The 16,134-nt window shown below is 55.0% G+C and carries 11 protein-coding genes; all 11 read left to right on the forward strand.

Annotation, left to right across the window (positions count from 1 at the left end; translation table 11 throughout):
• Positions 1-2: 2 nt before the first annotated feature.
• Positions 3-2,507 carry a type VI secretion system Vgr family protein gene (locus HU725_RS10745; RefSeq protein WP_186477193.1) on the forward strand — a complete coding sequence of 835 codons (2,505 nt, stop codon included), beginning with the start codon at positions 3-5 and terminating at the stop codon, positions 2,505-2,507.
• A 17-nt stretch (positions 2,508-2,524) separates the two neighbouring features.
• Positions 2,525-4,792, forward strand: a complete 2,268-nt coding sequence (locus HU725_RS10750) for an ATPase (RefSeq protein WP_186477194.1) — start codon at positions 2,525-2,527, stop codon at positions 4,790-4,792.
• Between the two features lie 21 nt (positions 4,793-4,813).
• On the forward strand, positions 4,814-5,830 hold the full coding sequence (locus tag HU725_RS10755) for a formylglycine-generating enzyme family protein (protein ID WP_186477195.1): 1,017 nt from the start codon (positions 4,814-4,816) through the stop codon (positions 5,828-5,830).
• Positions 5,831-5,913: 83 nt separating this feature from the next.
• Positions 5,914-6,177, forward strand: coding sequence for a PAAR domain-containing protein (locus HU725_RS10760; RefSeq protein WP_186477196.1), 264 nt, complete (start codon positions 5,914-5,916; stop codon positions 6,175-6,177).
• Between the two features lies 1 nt (position 6,178).
• A complete protein-coding gene (locus HU725_RS10765) occupies positions 6,179-7,384 on the forward strand; it encodes a KPHS_23130 family T6SS system protein (RefSeq protein ID WP_186477197.1) in 1,206 nt (401 codons plus the stop codon).
• Between the two features lie 343 nt (positions 7,385-7,727).
• The gene (locus HU725_RS10770; protein ID WP_225915530.1) at positions 7,728-10,727 is read left to right on the forward strand and encodes an ImcF-related family protein; all 3,000 of its coding nucleotides are present in this window, start codon (positions 7,728-7,730) and stop codon (positions 10,725-10,727) included.
• The gene (tssA, locus tag HU725_RS10775; RefSeq protein WP_186477198.1) at positions 10,724-12,310 is read left to right on the forward strand and encodes a type VI secretion system protein TssA; all 1,587 of its coding nucleotides are present in this window, start codon (positions 10,724-10,726) and stop codon (positions 12,308-12,310) included. The genes HU725_RS10770 and tssA overlap by 4 nt, the downstream gene beginning before the upstream one ends.
• A 23-nt stretch (positions 12,311-12,333) precedes the next feature.
• A complete protein-coding gene (tssF, locus tag HU725_RS10780; protein ID WP_186477380.1) occupies positions 12,334-14,103 on the forward strand; it encodes a type VI secretion system baseplate subunit TssF in 1,770 nt (589 codons plus the stop codon).
• Positions 14,067-15,164 (forward strand): type VI secretion system baseplate subunit TssG, encoded by a 1,098-nt coding sequence (gene tssG / locus HU725_RS10785; RefSeq protein WP_186477199.1) that lies wholly within the window; start codon positions 14,067-14,069, stop codon positions 15,162-15,164. The genes tssF and tssG overlap by 37 nt, the downstream gene beginning before the upstream one ends.
• A complete protein-coding gene (tssJ, locus tag HU725_RS10790; RefSeq protein WP_186477200.1) occupies positions 15,145-15,681 on the forward strand; it encodes a type VI secretion system lipoprotein TssJ in 537 nt (178 codons plus the stop codon). The genes tssG and tssJ overlap by 20 nt, the downstream gene beginning before the upstream one ends.
• A 4-nt stretch (positions 15,682-15,685) precedes the next feature.
• Positions 15,686-16,126, forward strand: coding sequence for a type VI secretion system baseplate subunit TssE (tssE, locus tag HU725_RS10795; protein ID WP_186477201.1), 441 nt, complete (start codon positions 15,686-15,688; stop codon positions 16,124-16,126).
• The last annotated feature ends 8 nt before the right edge of the window (positions 16,127-16,134 follow it).

Consider the following 16,134-nt stretch of genomic DNA (forward strand, 5'->3'; position numbering starts at 1 on the left):
GCATGGCAACTCCGATAGTTGGCTCCCTCCATAATCATTACCAGCTTGAAGTCGAGGGGCTTGCCGTTGAACTCGACGTGCTTTCGTTCCAAGGCGAGGAGTGGCTGAGCCAACCGTTCAAGTACACCGTTGCGTTTACCTCCATGGAGCAGGATATCGACGCTGCGCAGATCCTTGGGAAGGATGCCAGCTTCCATCTGGGCGCTTCACGACTGACCGCGCAGCTTCCGATCCCGCAGGGGGGAGCACGCACACTGCATGGCGTCATTACGGGGTTCAAGCGCGTGTCCGGCTCCAGGGATGAAGCCCGCTACGAGGTAACGCTCGAAGCGCGGCTGGCATTGCTCGGGCGTGGCAAGCAGTACCGGATCTACCAACATCAGTCGGTACCGGAAATCGTCGAAAGCATCTTGCGTAGTCGCCACCGGTTCGAAGGGCAGCACTTTTCGTTTGACCTGCTACGCGAATACCCCAAGCGCGAGCAGGTCATGCAGTACGGGGAGAGCGATCTCGCCTTCATCAGCCGTCTGCTGGCGGAGGTCGGCATCTGGTATCGCTTCACCCACGATGATCGCCTGTCCATTGATGTGGTCGAGTTTCATGACCATCAACGTCATTACCAGTTCGGCGTAAAACTGCCGCATCGCCCCCTGTCGGGATTGAGCAGTAACGGGCAGGAAGGCGTATGGGCATTGCAGGTTCAGCATCAAGTGGTGGAGCAACATATCAATGTGCGTTCCTACCACCACCGGGATGCGGCTGCCTTTCTGGACGGCGAGGTGGATCACAGCCGGGGGGCAACCCCCACTTACGGCGAAGGCTATCACTACGGCGAACCCTATACCGCGCTGGGTGACGCCATTGACCAGGACGAGGAGCTGCTCAGCGAAAGTGGCTACTTTTATGCCCGCCTGAATCATGAACGCTTTCTCAATGATCAGACACGTTGCAACGGCATCAGCAGCAGCGTGACCCTGGCTCCGGGCCAAGTGTTGACGGTCTTCGATGGGGCGCCTCTGGTTTTCGAGCCTGGGGTCGTCATCACGCATCTGACCGTTGAGGCGGCACGCGACCGTAGTTTGGAAGTTGTGTTTGACGCGATTCCATACTCGGAGGCGATATGCTTTCGACCGACATTGTTGGACAAGCCGCAGATCGCTGGCACGGTGCCGGCGCGGGTCACCAGTACTCAGCAGAATGACCCTTACGGCCATATCGATATGGAGGGGCGCTACCGGGTCAACTTTCTGTTCGACCGGGATACCTGGCGAGCAGGCGAGGAGAGTGTCTGGCTACGCCTGGCACGTCCTTACGCAGGTGACACCCATGGCCTGCACCTGCCGCTGATCTGCGGTACTGAAGTGGCGGTGGCGTTCGAGCAAGGTGATCCAGACCGGCCCTACATCGCCCATGCCTTGCACGACAGTGAACATCCCGACCACGTGACGCTGCGTAACTACAAACGCAATGTGCTGCGAACGCCGGCCAACAACAAGTTGCGCATGGATGACACCCGCGGGCAGGAGCACGTCAAGCTCAGCACCGAGCACAGTGGCAAGACTCAACTAAATCTCGGGCATCTGGTCGATGCCGAGCGCCGGCCTCGCGGGGAGGGCGCGGAACTGCGCACCGATGGGCATGCCGCGATCCGTGGTGGCAGTGGCATTTTCATTAGTGCTGATGCTCAGCCTCAAGCCCAAGGGACAATGCTGGAGATGGGAGCAGCGTTGGCTCAGCTCAATAACGCTCTGGCATTGGTGAACGCACTGGCGCAAAGCGCAGCTGTGTCGGGAGCATTACCAGCTGATAATCAGGCCCAACAGAGCCTACGTGAGGCTTTGGCGCGGCTCAAAGATGCGGGACTCCTTGCCTCGGCACCTGCCGGGATAGCTATGGTTACACCTGCAAACATCCAACTATCGGCAGAAAACTCTATTACAGCTACGGCTGGTGATAGTGCTGACTTCAGCTTATTCAAACGTTTTAGCGTGGCCGCAGGTGAGGCAATCAGTCTGTTCGCCCAAAAGTTAGGGCTCAAATTAATTGCGGCTCGTGGCCCTGTGGACATTCAGGCACAAAGCGATGCGATGACGCTACAAGCAGACAAGGAACTTGCTTTAAATAGCAGCAATGGCGAGATCGTGCTCAATGCCCAACACGGCATCACTCTGGTTAGCAGAGGTGCCTATATCAAGATAAAAGACGGATCTGTTGAGATCGGTGCCCCGGGTGAACTGCATATCAAGAATGACAATATCGCTTGGGGAGGCACTGCCTCATTGGAGAAGGCCCTGGTACCGATGATTCTGGAAGATCCTGTTTACAGCAATCCCATGCAAGGTGGCTTTCAAGTTAGAGATAAAGTCAGTGACAAGCCAAAACCTTACGTACGGTATCGAATTGAAGCTGCCGATGGCAGCGTGCTGAGAGGCATGACAGATGGGGATGGTTATACACAATCTCACTATGGAATTGATCTTCAAAGCATAAAGTTATTCTTTGAGTAACTTCGGAGTGATAGGAAATGGGCGGAGCGGATATCCCAGTAGCAGAGGGCAGGGTTTGCAAAAGTAAATCCGTTGTAGTGACTCATCATCAATCGGTACAGTGTTATTTTTGTCCGGAAACCGAAGAGTTGGTTTTTATTGCTGACAGTGAGGCTGCAGAGTTTGAAACGCATTGGAAGGAAATGCAGCAGTGCGTAACTGATTTTCATCAGGGAAAAATTAATTACTCCGTTGCAATTGAAAAATATGGAATTGTTGCAGAAACCACAGCAGCGCCTGATGCGTCATTTCATGACGCTGTAGTGCGAGCTGAGGAAAATTTGGAATTGAAGCGAGAAAAATTAAAAGAAAAAATTGGTGAGTTTTCTACTCAGGACATGAAATATAATGATGTTGTGGAGCTTATTCCGGTTAGTGGTCAGTCTGCTAAAAGAAAAGCTGGTGAAAAACGAGCGCCTGTAGTTTATGTAAAAAAAGGTTACTACAGTAAAGGCAAGAATGGGAGAAAACTCCATACGGTGTCGTTGAAAAGTGGTGACAAAAAAGGCGGCGCTGAAAGTATCTATGAGCGACGCAGTGATGGAAAAATTCGACGCATAGACGACAAGAAGCTTAAGAGGCAACTTGCCGGATTGAATTGGCCAAAAATAAAATTTGATCTGAAGGATGTTGTTAAATGGGCAGGCCTTGGTTTTGATCCTGAGGCGCTGAGTATGGATTGTTCACTTTTTGACTGGGCGGATAGTTGGAATGCTGCCGCACAAGGTGAGGCAACGTGGGGGGATCATATTGATTTTGAGGGCGGAGCACAGTTTATGCGCTTTGTTTCCAATTTCGGCGCAAATGTTGATATTGACCCACGTACGCAACAATTCTCCATCAAAGGAGAGGGTGGCGGCAGCTTAACTGCGGCTGCCGGCATAGCGTCCTTTTCAATTTACGCCCCGGATCGCATCGGATGGAGGCTTGCAGTTAATCCCTCTGATGAGAACGAGGTCCCGTTTGATTTAGGGATGATTCGCCTAAGTTTGAACGTTCGCTTGGCAGCATTTATTGGAGCGACGCTTCAGGTGGAGGCTCAATTCCAGGTGGTCAGGAGTGGTCACCAGCAAACCGTCATGGGCCAACCTGGTCGGTTGAGACGTTTCAGTGAAAGAAAAAGCAAAGCTTACGATTTTCATAAGCAGATGAGCAGTGAAGATGAAGGGATAAAACTTTCGGCAGAAGCTTTTGCGGGTGCGAGGGCGGAAGGAACACTGACGGGATCACTGCAATGGTTAAAGCCGACAGCGGCAGGGGAAACAAATGGCGGTATATTGGAGACTACTGGAGAGTACGTAGATTTTTGTAAAATAGGACCCAGTATTGCAGGGTTGGCGGGGGTGGGTGCCGGCTTAAGTTTTCATTGCACTTTTATTAATGGGAAGTTTTGTTTTCATTTTGCAGCCTCTCTATGCAAAGGGGTGGGTGCCAAAGGTGGCTTTATTTGTGAGGTGAATGGTAATACTTTTCTGGAATTTGGTGCTTGGTTGATTTATCAACTGAATGAAAGGAGTTATGGTTTTTTTAGAGTCATGAGTACCGACGCATTTGATGTGTATACGAAGTTTTGTGTTATGCAAATGGAGTTCGTTGAGGCTAATGTATATGAGCACTACTCATTGGCGCAAAAGTCTATTAAAAAAATTGCAGATGATTTCAAAAAACAGGTTGGTGAGTTGGCTGATCAGACGAAGAGGAGTGTTGATGCTTCGAGGCGGCGGAATCAGTTAGCCAAAAATGTTATCACCCGACAGTTAGATCTGTTGCGCTACACACCTGAAGCCAAGGGGATATTGCTTTACCTTCTAACGCGGCATGGTAAGTGGGATAACATAGATCCAGGAAACATAGCGTTTCTCGATCGCTACGGCGAACGAAAAGAGGCGGTGCTTTGTGTACTTAGAAGTATTCAGACTAAATCGGAGTGGCATAAAGTACTGTCTCGTGTCAATGCGCAAGGAGTTGGTCCATCAGAGGGATACGCTGAGTTGGACGCCGTCGATCGGCATGAGCGAAGCTTGATAGACTTTCTTAAGTTAGGGAAGGATCGAGATGGAGAAATCTATGAAATAAAACATAAGCGAAGCGAATTGGCCATAATTTATGATCGCTTGAAGGAGTTCAGTTCCTCTGGTTATGCGCTCGCTATGAATAATACGGTCTATTATAAGCTAAGCGTTGGTCGTAATCCGAATTACCCGCGACGCTGCAAGTTTGGTCCTTGTGGTGCGGATATCGTTTGAGTGAATCTAATTGGAGTGGACGTGAAGATTTTCAAGGTGTCTATATTTTTTGTGGTCTTTTTGAGTTTGTCAGGCTGTGACCAATTGGGGAGTGGAGTTGATCATAAGGAGCTCGGGATAACTCCGGTAGAGATAAAGCATTTTGTCGAAGAAGTAAAAAGGAACTTGGTGTTTGTTGAAGGTGGTGAATACTTGATGGGGGATTATGGCTTAGAGTATGGGCCGGAGCAAATGCCCTATGATGGTGATGGAGACAGTCGGCCAGTACATAAGGTCAAGTTGAGCACCTTTTCTATTGCAAGGTTTAAGATCTCAAATAAAGAGTTTCAGATGTATCTCAAAAGCAATGGTCTTAATTTGCGCTCTTTTGAGGAGGGGCTAAGGCAGGATGATTGGAAGAACATTCATTCTTTACCTAATTTGCCAGCGCATATGGACTGGTATGAGGCCGACCACTATTGCAATTGGCTGGCTAAAGTGTCCAGTCTTCCTTTCTCATTACCCACTGAGGCCCAGTGGGAGTACGCGGCACGCAGTCGCGGGCAGTTTTTGATGGTGGCCACTGATGACGGTACTTATAAGCAGACAAATGATGATTTTACTGAATATGGGGGAGGGCCTAAAGGAATTAACATTTCTACTTATCGAGATCGTGAGGAGTTTGCTAGACAAATGGGGTGGAGCACGGCCGGTCTTACCCCCTTGCCGGTAGACAGGTTTCCTCCCAATCCGTTGGGCCTTTATGCCATGTCGGATAATGGGCTGGAGTGGGTTAAGGATTGGTATGACGAAAATTATTATCAGTACTCCCCAGAAATTGACCCCCAGGGGCCGGAGACACCCGTTACCAAGGACTACTATGGCCGGGATACAAAAGTTGTACGTGGTCAGGCATATGCCAATCCAAGCTGGGGAGGAGGAGTGAATGTGCACAGAACCGCTGAGAATCCGCATGGTTATGCATCCGAAGATAGAATGATTGTGTTGGGCGATAAAACGGCTAGGTGTGTTGTTAATAGTTACAATCGGATTGAGTAGCGGTGAGCTCTGTATTTCAGGGGTATTTAAATACAGGCTGCCTGAAGAGCGGGTAATGATTTTATTATTTGGTGCTTAATGATATGCGTGGAGTTATTCGTGTTGGCGACAACCTGTCTTCGGGAGGCAAGGTACTTGCCGGCACCAGTGGATTGAAATTCATGCAGCTCGATGTCGCTTGCGTAGGTGATGCTGTTTTTTGTCCACTACCTGGGCACGGCGTGAATGAAATAGCAGAGGGGGATACAGGTTCGAAAGTTAAAGGTCGGCCCATTGCTTTGGACGGTCATTGCTGTTCCTGTGGTTGTGAATTAATCACGTCGCTCCCTCAAGCAGGTAGGCTGTGAGATGGCAGTTGACCTGAACTCATTACCCGAGAGGCGATTGCTACCCCGGCAACCTCGACACTGGCGATGGGGTGTGGTCATCTTGCTTTGTTCGCTCGTCGTTGGCGGGTTGGTGGTCCTGCTTTGGCGGGTGGACAGTTGGCATACATCATTGTGGTTTTGGATCTGCGCGTTATTAGGAGTTTTGATTGCCGGGTTATTGTTCTACGCACTGCGTTTGTTGGCGTACGAGAAGCATCGAGATTATATAGAGAGCTGGAATGAGAGTCGCGATGAGTTGGAGCGGTCACTCATTCGGCGCGGCCAGCGTACGGTTGCAGTACTGGCCGTATCCTATTGTTCCGGGGCGGGTAGTAATAAGCTGGCTCAGGCCTTGCGTTTGGGTAGTAAGCCTCTCCAGCCTATTTATCTGGAAGGACCAGCTTTGACAATGCGGTTGAGCCAATTAAAACCGTCGGTACAAAATCACTCAAAGTCCGAATACGCTAAGCGTTTACGTGGATTTTTACAAAAAGTCGTACGTGGGTTGGAGTCTGATTTAGAGATCGGGGCGCGCGGTCTTGCTGTGGATGTTCGTATCAGGCATAACCAAGTGCTCAGCAATGAGGAGATTCTGTCTATTTGGTCTGCAGTTATCACCAACCCCCGCTTAACTGATAGCGTGGTCTTTGCAATGGACGATGATGGCGTAATGTGGCTGGACACTTGGTTGGATGCGCCGGAACGACATCAACTGTTAGTGTCCGTAGAAATTAACCTTTTTCTAAACCCCGTTGCTGAACAGGCCGAGACCGTGACTGCTGTGTTGTTGGGCTCTTCGCAGTGGTCTAATACGCAAAAAAATGATTCGATCGCCCTGGTCCATCGCCCTGTCCAACTTGAGTGCGCTGGTCGCTCTATCAAGGATGCAGTTACGGATGCATTTCGTTGGGGGCAACTGCGTGCCGGAGAAGAAACGTACTTCAGTTGGCAGGCTCAGGTGCCTGGTGACGTTTTACGTGAGACAAGTATCGCTGTGAATGCGGCACGTTTCCCTTTTAACGTGGCCAGGTGTCATCGATTGGATGATTCGTTTGGTTTGCCTGGATGTGCAGTAGGTAATGTCGCATTAATCGTTGCTAGTGAGTGTGCTAAGGCGGAGGACGTTCCGCAGGTGGTCCTGCTACATGATGGCTCTTCTCAAATTTTTGTTGTCCGGCCTGCATGAGATCTTGAAATAAGGATTGATCGTGAATAAGAAGAGAATCAGCGTCTGGATAGTGATCCTGTGTTTGCTCGTTGCGGGTGGGGTATTGATCTGGGTCGATAATCCCGTAGTGCAGGTGAGGAGTGAGACTGCACGCTTGCAATGGTCAGCAGTGTTGTTGACCGGCTGTTTGATATTTTTCTTTCTCGATGGCGTCGGCGAATTGGCTATCCGAATGTTGGGCGCGAGAGATTTTATTGCTCTGACGGGACAAAAGCTCGGAGCCAACTGGACTCTTTCGACTGGGAGTAACGTGGTTTCTAAGGCTGAGGCTCCATTCGGCGTACCCGAGTTGAGGGCGCATTTGAAGGGACGCTACGGCTTCTTCTGGCGGCGCAAAATTCGACTGTTGTTGGTGGTCGGTGAGTTTGAGCAGATCGAGGCGATTGCCCCTGGGTTAAGCGAGCAGCGTTGGCTGGAAGGGCAAAACACCGTGCTGCTGTGGGCCGGCAGCATCCAAGGTGAACCGCAAGACGCGTTGCTTTTGCAGTGGCGCGGCCTATGCCGCAACCGTGCGCTCGATGGGGTGGTCTGGGCGTTGAACAAAGACCAAAGCAATAACGTGAGGGCGATGAACGACAGCGTTCGTCGTTTGCAGAGTCTGGCCAAAACCCTTCGCTGCCAATTGCTGCTGCATGTGTGGCAGGTCTGCGACAGTATGTGGCCGCAGCACACGCGCGAAATCGGAGCGGTAGGCTGCATGCTCCCGGTACCATTATCGCCAGTGCGGCTCGCCGACCACTTAGGCATGCTCGCACAACCCTTACGTGAGCAGGGTCTATCGCAGCTTCAAAAAGACTCTGATCATGATTTCTTGCTTCGATTGTCACGCGATGTGGCGACCGAGGGTGTCTCCGGATGGTGCGCTGCATTGTCCGCGCTGTTCCGGCGACGCGACGTCTGGTTGCGTGGAGTGTGGTTCAGCTTACCGCTGCCACTCCAGAACAACCGTCGCGTGGATCATCACTGGCCTGAAGACCCTGCCTGGTCAGGAATACTCGACGATCGCTCCACCCAAGCCCGGCGACTGGGCTGGCACCCCGCCAGAGTCGCCTACGTTTCTGCGCTCGGCCTCGCTTTCATTTGGGGCATCGGCTTGCTGTTGTCGTTTGCGAGCAACCGTGCCGAAGTCGGTCAGATCGCGGCGGCGTACAGCCCTTTGCAGCAGCCTGTAGCAGGCGCTGACACTAAACAGGCACTGGGCGAGTTGGTACGAGAACTCTCCCGCCTGGACTATCGATCAGAACACGGCGCACCGTGGTATCAGCGCTTTGGCCTGAACCGGTCGCACGAGCTACGTCAAGCAGTGTGGCCGCTCTATACGCAGGCCAATAACCAGCTGCTCCGTGACCCCGCCGTCTCCGAACTGGAAAAACGGCTCAAAGCATTGGTCAACTTATCACCAGCGAGCCCCCAACGCGCCAAGCGGGCACAGCAGACGTACAACTACCTCAAAGCCTATCTGATGTTGGCGCGCCCGGAAAAAGCTGATGCTGCTTTCTTGGTTAAGACACTAGGCGCTGTGGAACCGGCGCTGTGGTCGTTCTTCGGCCAGCATCTACCCGAGCACCCTGACTGGGCGATCAAGCCCGACCTCAGGTTGATCGCCCAAACACGCCAGGTGCTGCTGCGTGAACTGGGGCAACGAAACGCTGAAAGCAGCTTGTACCAGCAGGTGCTCGACAACGCGGCGAACCACTACCCAGCATTGGGTCTGCAAGAGATGGTCGGTGGCACGGATGCGGGCGCGCTGTTCTCGACTGCTGAACATGTCCCTGGTGTATTTACCCGCCAAGCGTGGGAAGGGCAGGTTCGTGCAGCCATCGAGGACGCAGCGCAGGCGCGCCGCGAAGAGATCGACTGGGTACTCAGTGACACCCCCAACGACATTGCCAAAGAGTTGAGCCCCGACCAACTCAGGGAGCGGCTGACCACTCGCTACTTCCAGGACTACAGCAGTGCCTGGCTGGGCTTCCTCAACAGCCTGCGCTGGCAGCAAGGCCATGGCCTGAGCGATGTGATTGCACAGTTGACGCTGATGAGTGACGTGCGTCAGTCACCGCTGATCGCCTTGATGAACACGGTGAGCTATCAAGGCCAGGCCGGCGTCCGTGGCCAGGCCCTGGCCGATTCCCTGATCGAATCAGCACAGAAGCTGGTAGGACAAAAAGCAGCGCCGATCGTCGATCAACTTCCCCAAACACCCAGCGGCCCGCTCGACAGCACCTTTGGCCCCTTGATGGCGTTGCTGGGCAAGGAGTCTGAAGGGCGATCAGTCGATGGCCGCCTGAGCCTGCAAGCCTTCCTTATCCGGGTCACCGGCGTGCGCTTGAGGTTGCAACAGGTCGTCAATGCGCCCGACCCCGAGGCGATGATTCAAACCTTGGCGCAAACGGTATTCCAAGGCAAAGGCGCGGACCTGACCGACACCCAGGCCTATGGCAACCTGATCGCCGCCAGCCTCGGCGCCGACTGGAGGCCAGCGGCTAATACGTTGTTCGTGCAGCCACTGGATCAGGCCTGGCAACAGATTCTGCAGCCGTCGTCGGCCGGCCTCAACCGGGCCTGGCAGCGCGCGATCGTCGATGAATGGCAAGGCGCTTTCAGCGGCCGTTATCCCATCGCCGCCACCAGCAGTGATGCTTCCTTGCCCATGCTGGGGCAGATGATCCGTGCCGATTCCGGGCGGATCGAGCAGTTCCTGGCTCAGCAGCTCACGGGGCTTCTGCGCAAGGAAGGCAGCCGCTGGGTGGCTGACGCGCGACAGAGCCAGGGCCTGCGTTTCAACCCGGACTTTCTCACAGCGATCAACCAACTGAGCCAGCTGGCCGATGTGCTGTACACCGATGGCGGCATGGGCTTGAGCTTCGAGCTGCAAGGCAAGCCTGTACGTGATGTGGTGCAGACCACCTTCGTACTCAACGGTGAAAAGCATCACTACTTCAACCAGCGAGAAAGTTGGCAACGCTTTCAGTGGCCCGGGCAGGGTGACCATCCGGGCATCAGCCTGACGTGGAGCAGTGTCCATACCGGCGAACGCCTGTTTGCCGACTACCAGGGCACTTGGGGGCTGATTCGCCTGCTGGAGCAGGCCAATGTCACGGCGCTGGACGACGGCGACAGTCGTTTTCGGGTCGTGCTGGAGGCGCCGGATGGCCTGGGCCTCACTTGGCACTTGCGCACGGAGTTGGGCGAAGGTCCATTGGCACTGCTCAAGTTGCGCGGGTTCAGCCTGCCGCGAGAGATCTTTCTGGTAGATGGCCGCGATACCCCGCAGTACTCGCAAAATGGGGGTTATGAATGAGCCTGAAAAGACTGGTAGAGAGCTGCTTGCCCACAAGCGAGCCGCTGGTCATTGCCCGCAAACACAGCGAGTGCTGGGACCCTTGGCTAACACCCATCAGCGATGATGCACCAGTGGGCGAGGATCCAGGTTACGACGACGACTTCCAGCGCATGCGCGAAGAGGTCAACAAACTCTCCGGGGCGGATGTGGACCTGGTTGCGCAACTGGCGCAGAAGCTGCTCCAGCAGTGCTGCAAAGACCTTCGTGTTGCCACTTACTACCTCTGGGCACGTTTGCACAGGGACGGTGAGGCAGGCCTGGCTGATGGGTTGAACTTGCTGGCTGCGCTGATGGAGCGTTACGCCTGTGACATCCTGCCGGTGCGCGCCAATAGTCGCAAGATGGCTTTGGAGTGGCTTGCTGGCAACCGAGTGTTGGCAAGCTTGTCGCTGTACCCTCAGGTGGTCAAGGCTGAAGCTGAGCGGACGGTAGCTGCCCTGATGTGGTTAGAACACGGTTTCAGCAATTGGCCGGAACACCAGCGCCCGCGACTGGACGCCTTGTACAGTGCTCTCATTGCTCGCCTCGCTGTGTCGGGTGGCGTTGATGCAGTCGTCCCGCAGGTCAGTACTGATGCACCCGTGGGCGGTAACGCCACAGGCCCGAGCCCATCGCCCATCAAGTCCGGACGAGATTTGCTGGACAGTGGCCGGGGGCTGGCGAGCTACCTGCGTAAGCAACCAGAGGGGTGGCTGGCAGCACATCGGCTGATGAAAAGCTTGCGTTGGGACACCGTGCATCAGGTGCCGCCGCACGATGCACAAGGGATTACCCGGCTGGCACCGCCTCGCGGCGAGTATCGCGCGCAGCTCAAGCGCCTGCACCTGCAGCAAAACTGGAGCGAGCTGATTGACCAGGTGGAGGGGATGTACGCCGAAGGCGTGAATCACTTCTGGCTGGATCTGCAATGGTATCTGCACCAGGCCCTGAGCAAATCAGCAGAGCTCCAGAACAGCTGGGCGAATGTCCTCAAACATGATCTGGGCATGCTTCTGCTGCGTCTGCCAGGGCTGGAAATGCTCCATTGGAATGACGGCTCGGCATTCGCCGATGAAGCCACGCGTCAGTGGATCAACCAGCAAGTCAGTGGTAACCGCCCGGAACAGTGGCTGCCCGCAGCTACGCCTGCCACATCGACGGGGGCATGCGAAATACTCGCCTTGGAGCCCGAAGCACTGGCACAAGCGGATGCCGACGGTGTGGAGCAGGCGCTGGCCTGGTTGGCGAGCCGGCCGGATGTACAGACCGGGCGGCAGCAGTGGCTCCTGCGTTTGCTAATGGCGCGTGTGGCCGAGCAGTTTGGCAAGGCTGAGCTGGCCATTCATTTGTTCACGGAGCTGGACACTGCCGCGCAACGTCACACGCTTGCCGACTGGGAGCCGGATCTGCTTTTCGAGGTCAAGGCGCGTCTACTCAAACTCCTGCGTTTGAAGGCCCAGCGCAACGACGCCGACAAGCCTGCCTTGGCGCGACAAATGGAAAACCAGCTCGCCGCGCTCGTATCAATCGACCCAGTACGTGCTGCGGTGTTGTGCAGCTGACCCACATCGATCAGGAATCTGTTTTGACTACGGACAATCCAACCCTGCGTTACTTCGACGCTGAAATGCGCTACTTGCGCGAAGCGGGCAAAGAGTTTGCCCAGGCATTTCCAGACCGCGCGGCGCAACTCAATCTGGATAAACCCGGCGCTGAAGACCCCTATGTGGAGCGCTTGTTCGAGGGCTTCGCATTCTTGATGGGGCGTCTACGCGAAAAACTGGACGACGACTTGCCTGAGCTGACAGAGGGGTTGGTCAGCCTGTTATGGCCGCATTACTTACGCACCATACCCTCGCTGGCCATCGTTGAACTGATGCCTGATGTCAGTCAGATGAAAGGCAGTGAGGTGGTCGCAAGTGGCTTTCAGGTGCTGTCACAGCCGGTGGGGCAGCATCGCACTCGATGTCGCTACTCGACCACGCAGGATTTGACGCTGCGGCCACTTCAGCTTGATAACGTGCGCCTTGATCATGAGCCACACGGATGTGCTGTTCTGCGCCTACGATTTGCATGTGGAACATTGGTCGATGGGCATCAGCTGGACCTCGCGCAGATACCGTTGTATCTGAATGCCGATGCCGCGCTTGCCAGTGTGTTGCATCAAGCGCTGACCTTGAACGTGCAGTCGCTCTATGTGCGCGTGCCGGGCAGAGCGGATCGGCAAGGATTCGCAGGGTATTTCAAGCCCAAGGGCTTTGCTGAAGACGATCGGCTTTGGCCTAAGGGCGAGAGTGCGTTCAGCGGTTATCAATTGCTGCTTGAGTACTTCACGTTCCGAGAGAAGTTCATGTTCGTGACGCTCTGCGGCCTGGAGTCGATAACGCTGCCTGCGGGCTCGCCGTGGTTCGAGCTTGAAGTCGTGCTCGGCGAGTCCTGGTCACATGCTGCCACGCCCACAGCAGAGCACATTCGTTTGCACGCTGTCCCAGTGATTAACCTGTTTGCACTGGAAGCGGATCCCCTCACCTTGGACCCCCTGCAGAATGAGTATCTGCTCAGGCCAATGCGCTTGCAGGACGGTCATACCGAGATCTATTCGGTCGACAGGGTTTCAGGGGCAAAAGATAGCGTGCGTCAGGACTATGTGCCTTTCAGTAGCTTCCGCCACAAAGGGGGGATGCTGCGCGACGAAGCCCCCGAACGCTACTTTCATACGCGCCTGAGGCGTGGAGCCAATGGCCTTCATGACACGTGGCTGATTCTCGGTGGGGAGGGCTTTGACAAGGATGTTCTGCTCAGGCGCAAAAGCCTGTCGCTGCGCCTGACCGGTACCAATGGTCAACTTCCGCGCAAAGCACTGCGCAGTACATTGCTCGATTCAGCGGCGCAGTCCACACAGGCAGGCTTGCGCGTACGCAATCTGACTGCGCCGACCCTGCCGTGTTACCCGCCAAACCGTGATCGTTTCCACTGGCGTGTGCTCAGTCACCTTGGATCGAATTTTCTGCCGATGCTCAACAGTGCTGAAGTACTGCGCGGCACGCTGGCTTTGTATGAATGGACAGGTAGCGAAACGAATCGACGGCGCTTGGAGGCGATTATCGACGTCAAGCATCACCTAATTCAGCGATTCGAAAAGGGCTTTCTGTTACGAGGCGTGGATATCGAGGTGACTGTCGATAGCAATGGTTTTTCGGGGGAGGGGGACATCTACCTGTTCGGTGAAATGCTCAGCCGGTTCTTCGCCCTGTATGCGGATATTCACTTGTGCACGCAGCTGACCATGATGCTGCAACCAACGGGGAGGAGCCTGCGATGGAGCGAACATCACAGTCAGCGTATTCCCGGTTGAAGGCAGAGGGCATTCTCCAAGTACTGGCGGAGCAGGCGTCAACGGCGAATGTCTACCGCTTTTGCCAAGTACTGGAGCAGGTGCTGGACGAACAGCCACCGTTGGGGAGTACAGCGCACCCGGGCGACGACCGGGTTCGGTTCCGCCCGGACCCTGGAATGGGATTTCCGGCAGGTGAGTTGAAGGGCCTCGAAATCGATGAGGCGTTTCCTGACCAACCCTTGACGGTGCGTACTCGAGTGCTGGGTTTGTATGGGGTCGACTCTCCTTTGCCAACGGCCTATCTGGACGATATCGCCCAACGGCGCGAAGGCCATGAGGCGTTAGAACATTTCCTCGACATCTTCAACCACCGGATATTCACGCAGTTCTACCGAATCTGGCGCAAGTATTCCTACCCGGCTACGTTCGAGCCGGGCGGGCGCGATGTCACATCACAGTGCTTGTTGGGTTTGATCGGACTGGGTGTCCCCGGTACGGCCGCGCGCATTGCCACCCCCATGTCACGTTTCCTGGCCTTGCTCAGTGTGATGCGTCTACCCACGCGTAACGCCGAGGGCATTAGTGCACTGGTGAAACTGCTGGCGCCGCAGACAGAGGTGCAGGTGACTGGGCATTGGCCGCAGAGAGTACCGCTTGCGCAGCCTGCCAGTCTTTCGCCCGAGCGTCCGGTGATGCTGGGGCAAGGCATGCCGTTAGGTGCTGTCGGTCACGATGCGAACAGCCAACTGCGCCTGCGGCTGTGTACCGAGGACCAGGATGAGGCGCGCGAGTGGCTTCCCGATGGTCGGCTGATCGCCGATCTGCGCGTGTTACTGGAGGTGTATTTGGGTTGGCGCTGTACAGCGCTGCTGCAGCTCATTATTGCGCGAGAAATGGTCCCGGTTCCGGTATTGGGACGTACCCAGTCGATGCTGGGAATGACTGCTGTATTGAAACGAGCAAAGGGCGTTCACCCAATGGCTCAAGAAGACACGATCACGATCAATCTGGGCCGATACCGAGGCCTGCAATTGAACCCTTGCCGCAGAGAGGTACAGCATGTGGCGTACGCGTTTTAAGGCCTTCACAGCGTCCACTCTGATTGGTGTATTGAGTGGGTGTGGTCTTGCACAGAAGGTGGTGGATGGCACGGCATCTACCACGCATGCAATTTTTTACAAGCAAGTCAGAACGCTGCATCTGGACTTCAATGGCCGGTCAGCGATCAATACCAATGCCCAAGAGATGAGCGGACTGTCGGTCCCGGTTCTGGTGCGGGTTTACCAATTGAGGGGCAGCCAGGCGTTGCAGAACGCCACTTATGACGAACTGGTGAAGCAAGGCGAGCGAGTGCTTCGTGATGATCTGCTCGATCAGCGCGTCGTGGTGATCAAGCCCGGTGAGGCAGCGCAGCTCAATACACCACTGCAAGCTGAAGCCAAGTATGTCGGTGTAGTCGCTTTGTTCAGAAGTCCGGATGTTCTGCAAGATACGTGGCGGCTTGTGCTGGACCGTGACGACCTCGACCCGGATCAGGCCCGCGTGATTGAGTTGGGTGATAACCGATTGACGCTTCGACCGCGTGCAGAGGACTGAGAGCATGTTCCCGACCAGTCCCTCTCTCTACGAGATCCTGTTGCAGAACTTCAGCGGTGAGTTGGAGCTGGACCAGGCCAGTGAAGAAGACCAGTTGACCCTCTCGGTGCTGGAAAATGTCCAGCGCATTCTCAACAGCCGTGCCGGTTCGCTCTCGCATCTGCCGGATTATGGCTTGCCGGACATGGGCACGATACTGCAAGGGTTACCTGCCTCGGCCCATGGTTTGATGCATGACATCGCACGAACTTTGCGTCGTTATGAGCCACGCCTGGCCGAGGTGAGCATCGCGCTGCTACCTCAGTCTCGCCCTGGCCACCTTGAATACGCCCTTGAGGTACTCATCAAGGGCGGCGGCCGGGTGACCTTTGGCACCACACTCGGGGCTGAGGGCCGGGCTGTGGTGCGTCACCTCAAGCAGGAAGGCTACCTGCCCAAGTACTAGACAGACAA

Source organism: Pseudomonas promysalinigenes (genome assembly GCF_014269025.2).
Taxonomy (GTDB): Bacteria; Pseudomonadota; Gammaproteobacteria; order Pseudomonadales; family Pseudomonadaceae; genus Aquipseudomonas; species Aquipseudomonas promysalinigenes.

Coding starts and splice junctions, on each gene's coding strand:
- HU725_RS10765 (WP_186477197.1), top strand. CDS start 6,179: ATGGCAGTTGACCTGAACTCATTACCCGAGAGGCGATTGCTACCCCGG.
- HU725_RS10760 (WP_186477196.1), top strand. CDS start 5,914: ATGCGTGGAGTTATTCGTGTTGGCGACAACCTGTCTTCGGGAGGCAAG.
- tssE (WP_186477201.1), top strand. CDS start 15,686: ATGTTCCCGACCAGTCCCTCTCTCTACGAGATCCTGTTGCAGAACTTC.
- tssA (WP_186477198.1), top strand. CDS start 10,724: ATGAGCCTGAAAAGACTGGTAGAGAGCTGCTTGCCCACAAGCGAGCCG.
- HU725_RS10750 (WP_186477194.1), top strand. CDS start 2,525: ATGGGCGGAGCGGATATCCCAGTAGCAGAGGGCAGGGTTTGCAAAAGT.
- tssG (WP_186477199.1), top strand. CDS start 14,067: ATGGAGCGAACATCACAGTCAGCGTATTCCCGGTTGAAGGCAGAGGGC.
- tssJ (WP_186477200.1), top strand. CDS start 15,145: ATGTGGCGTACGCGTTTTAAGGCCTTCACAGCGTCCACTCTGATTGGT.
- HU725_RS10745 (WP_186477193.1), top strand. CDS start 3: ATGGCAACTCCGATAGTTGGCTCCCTCCATAATCATTACCAGCTTGAA.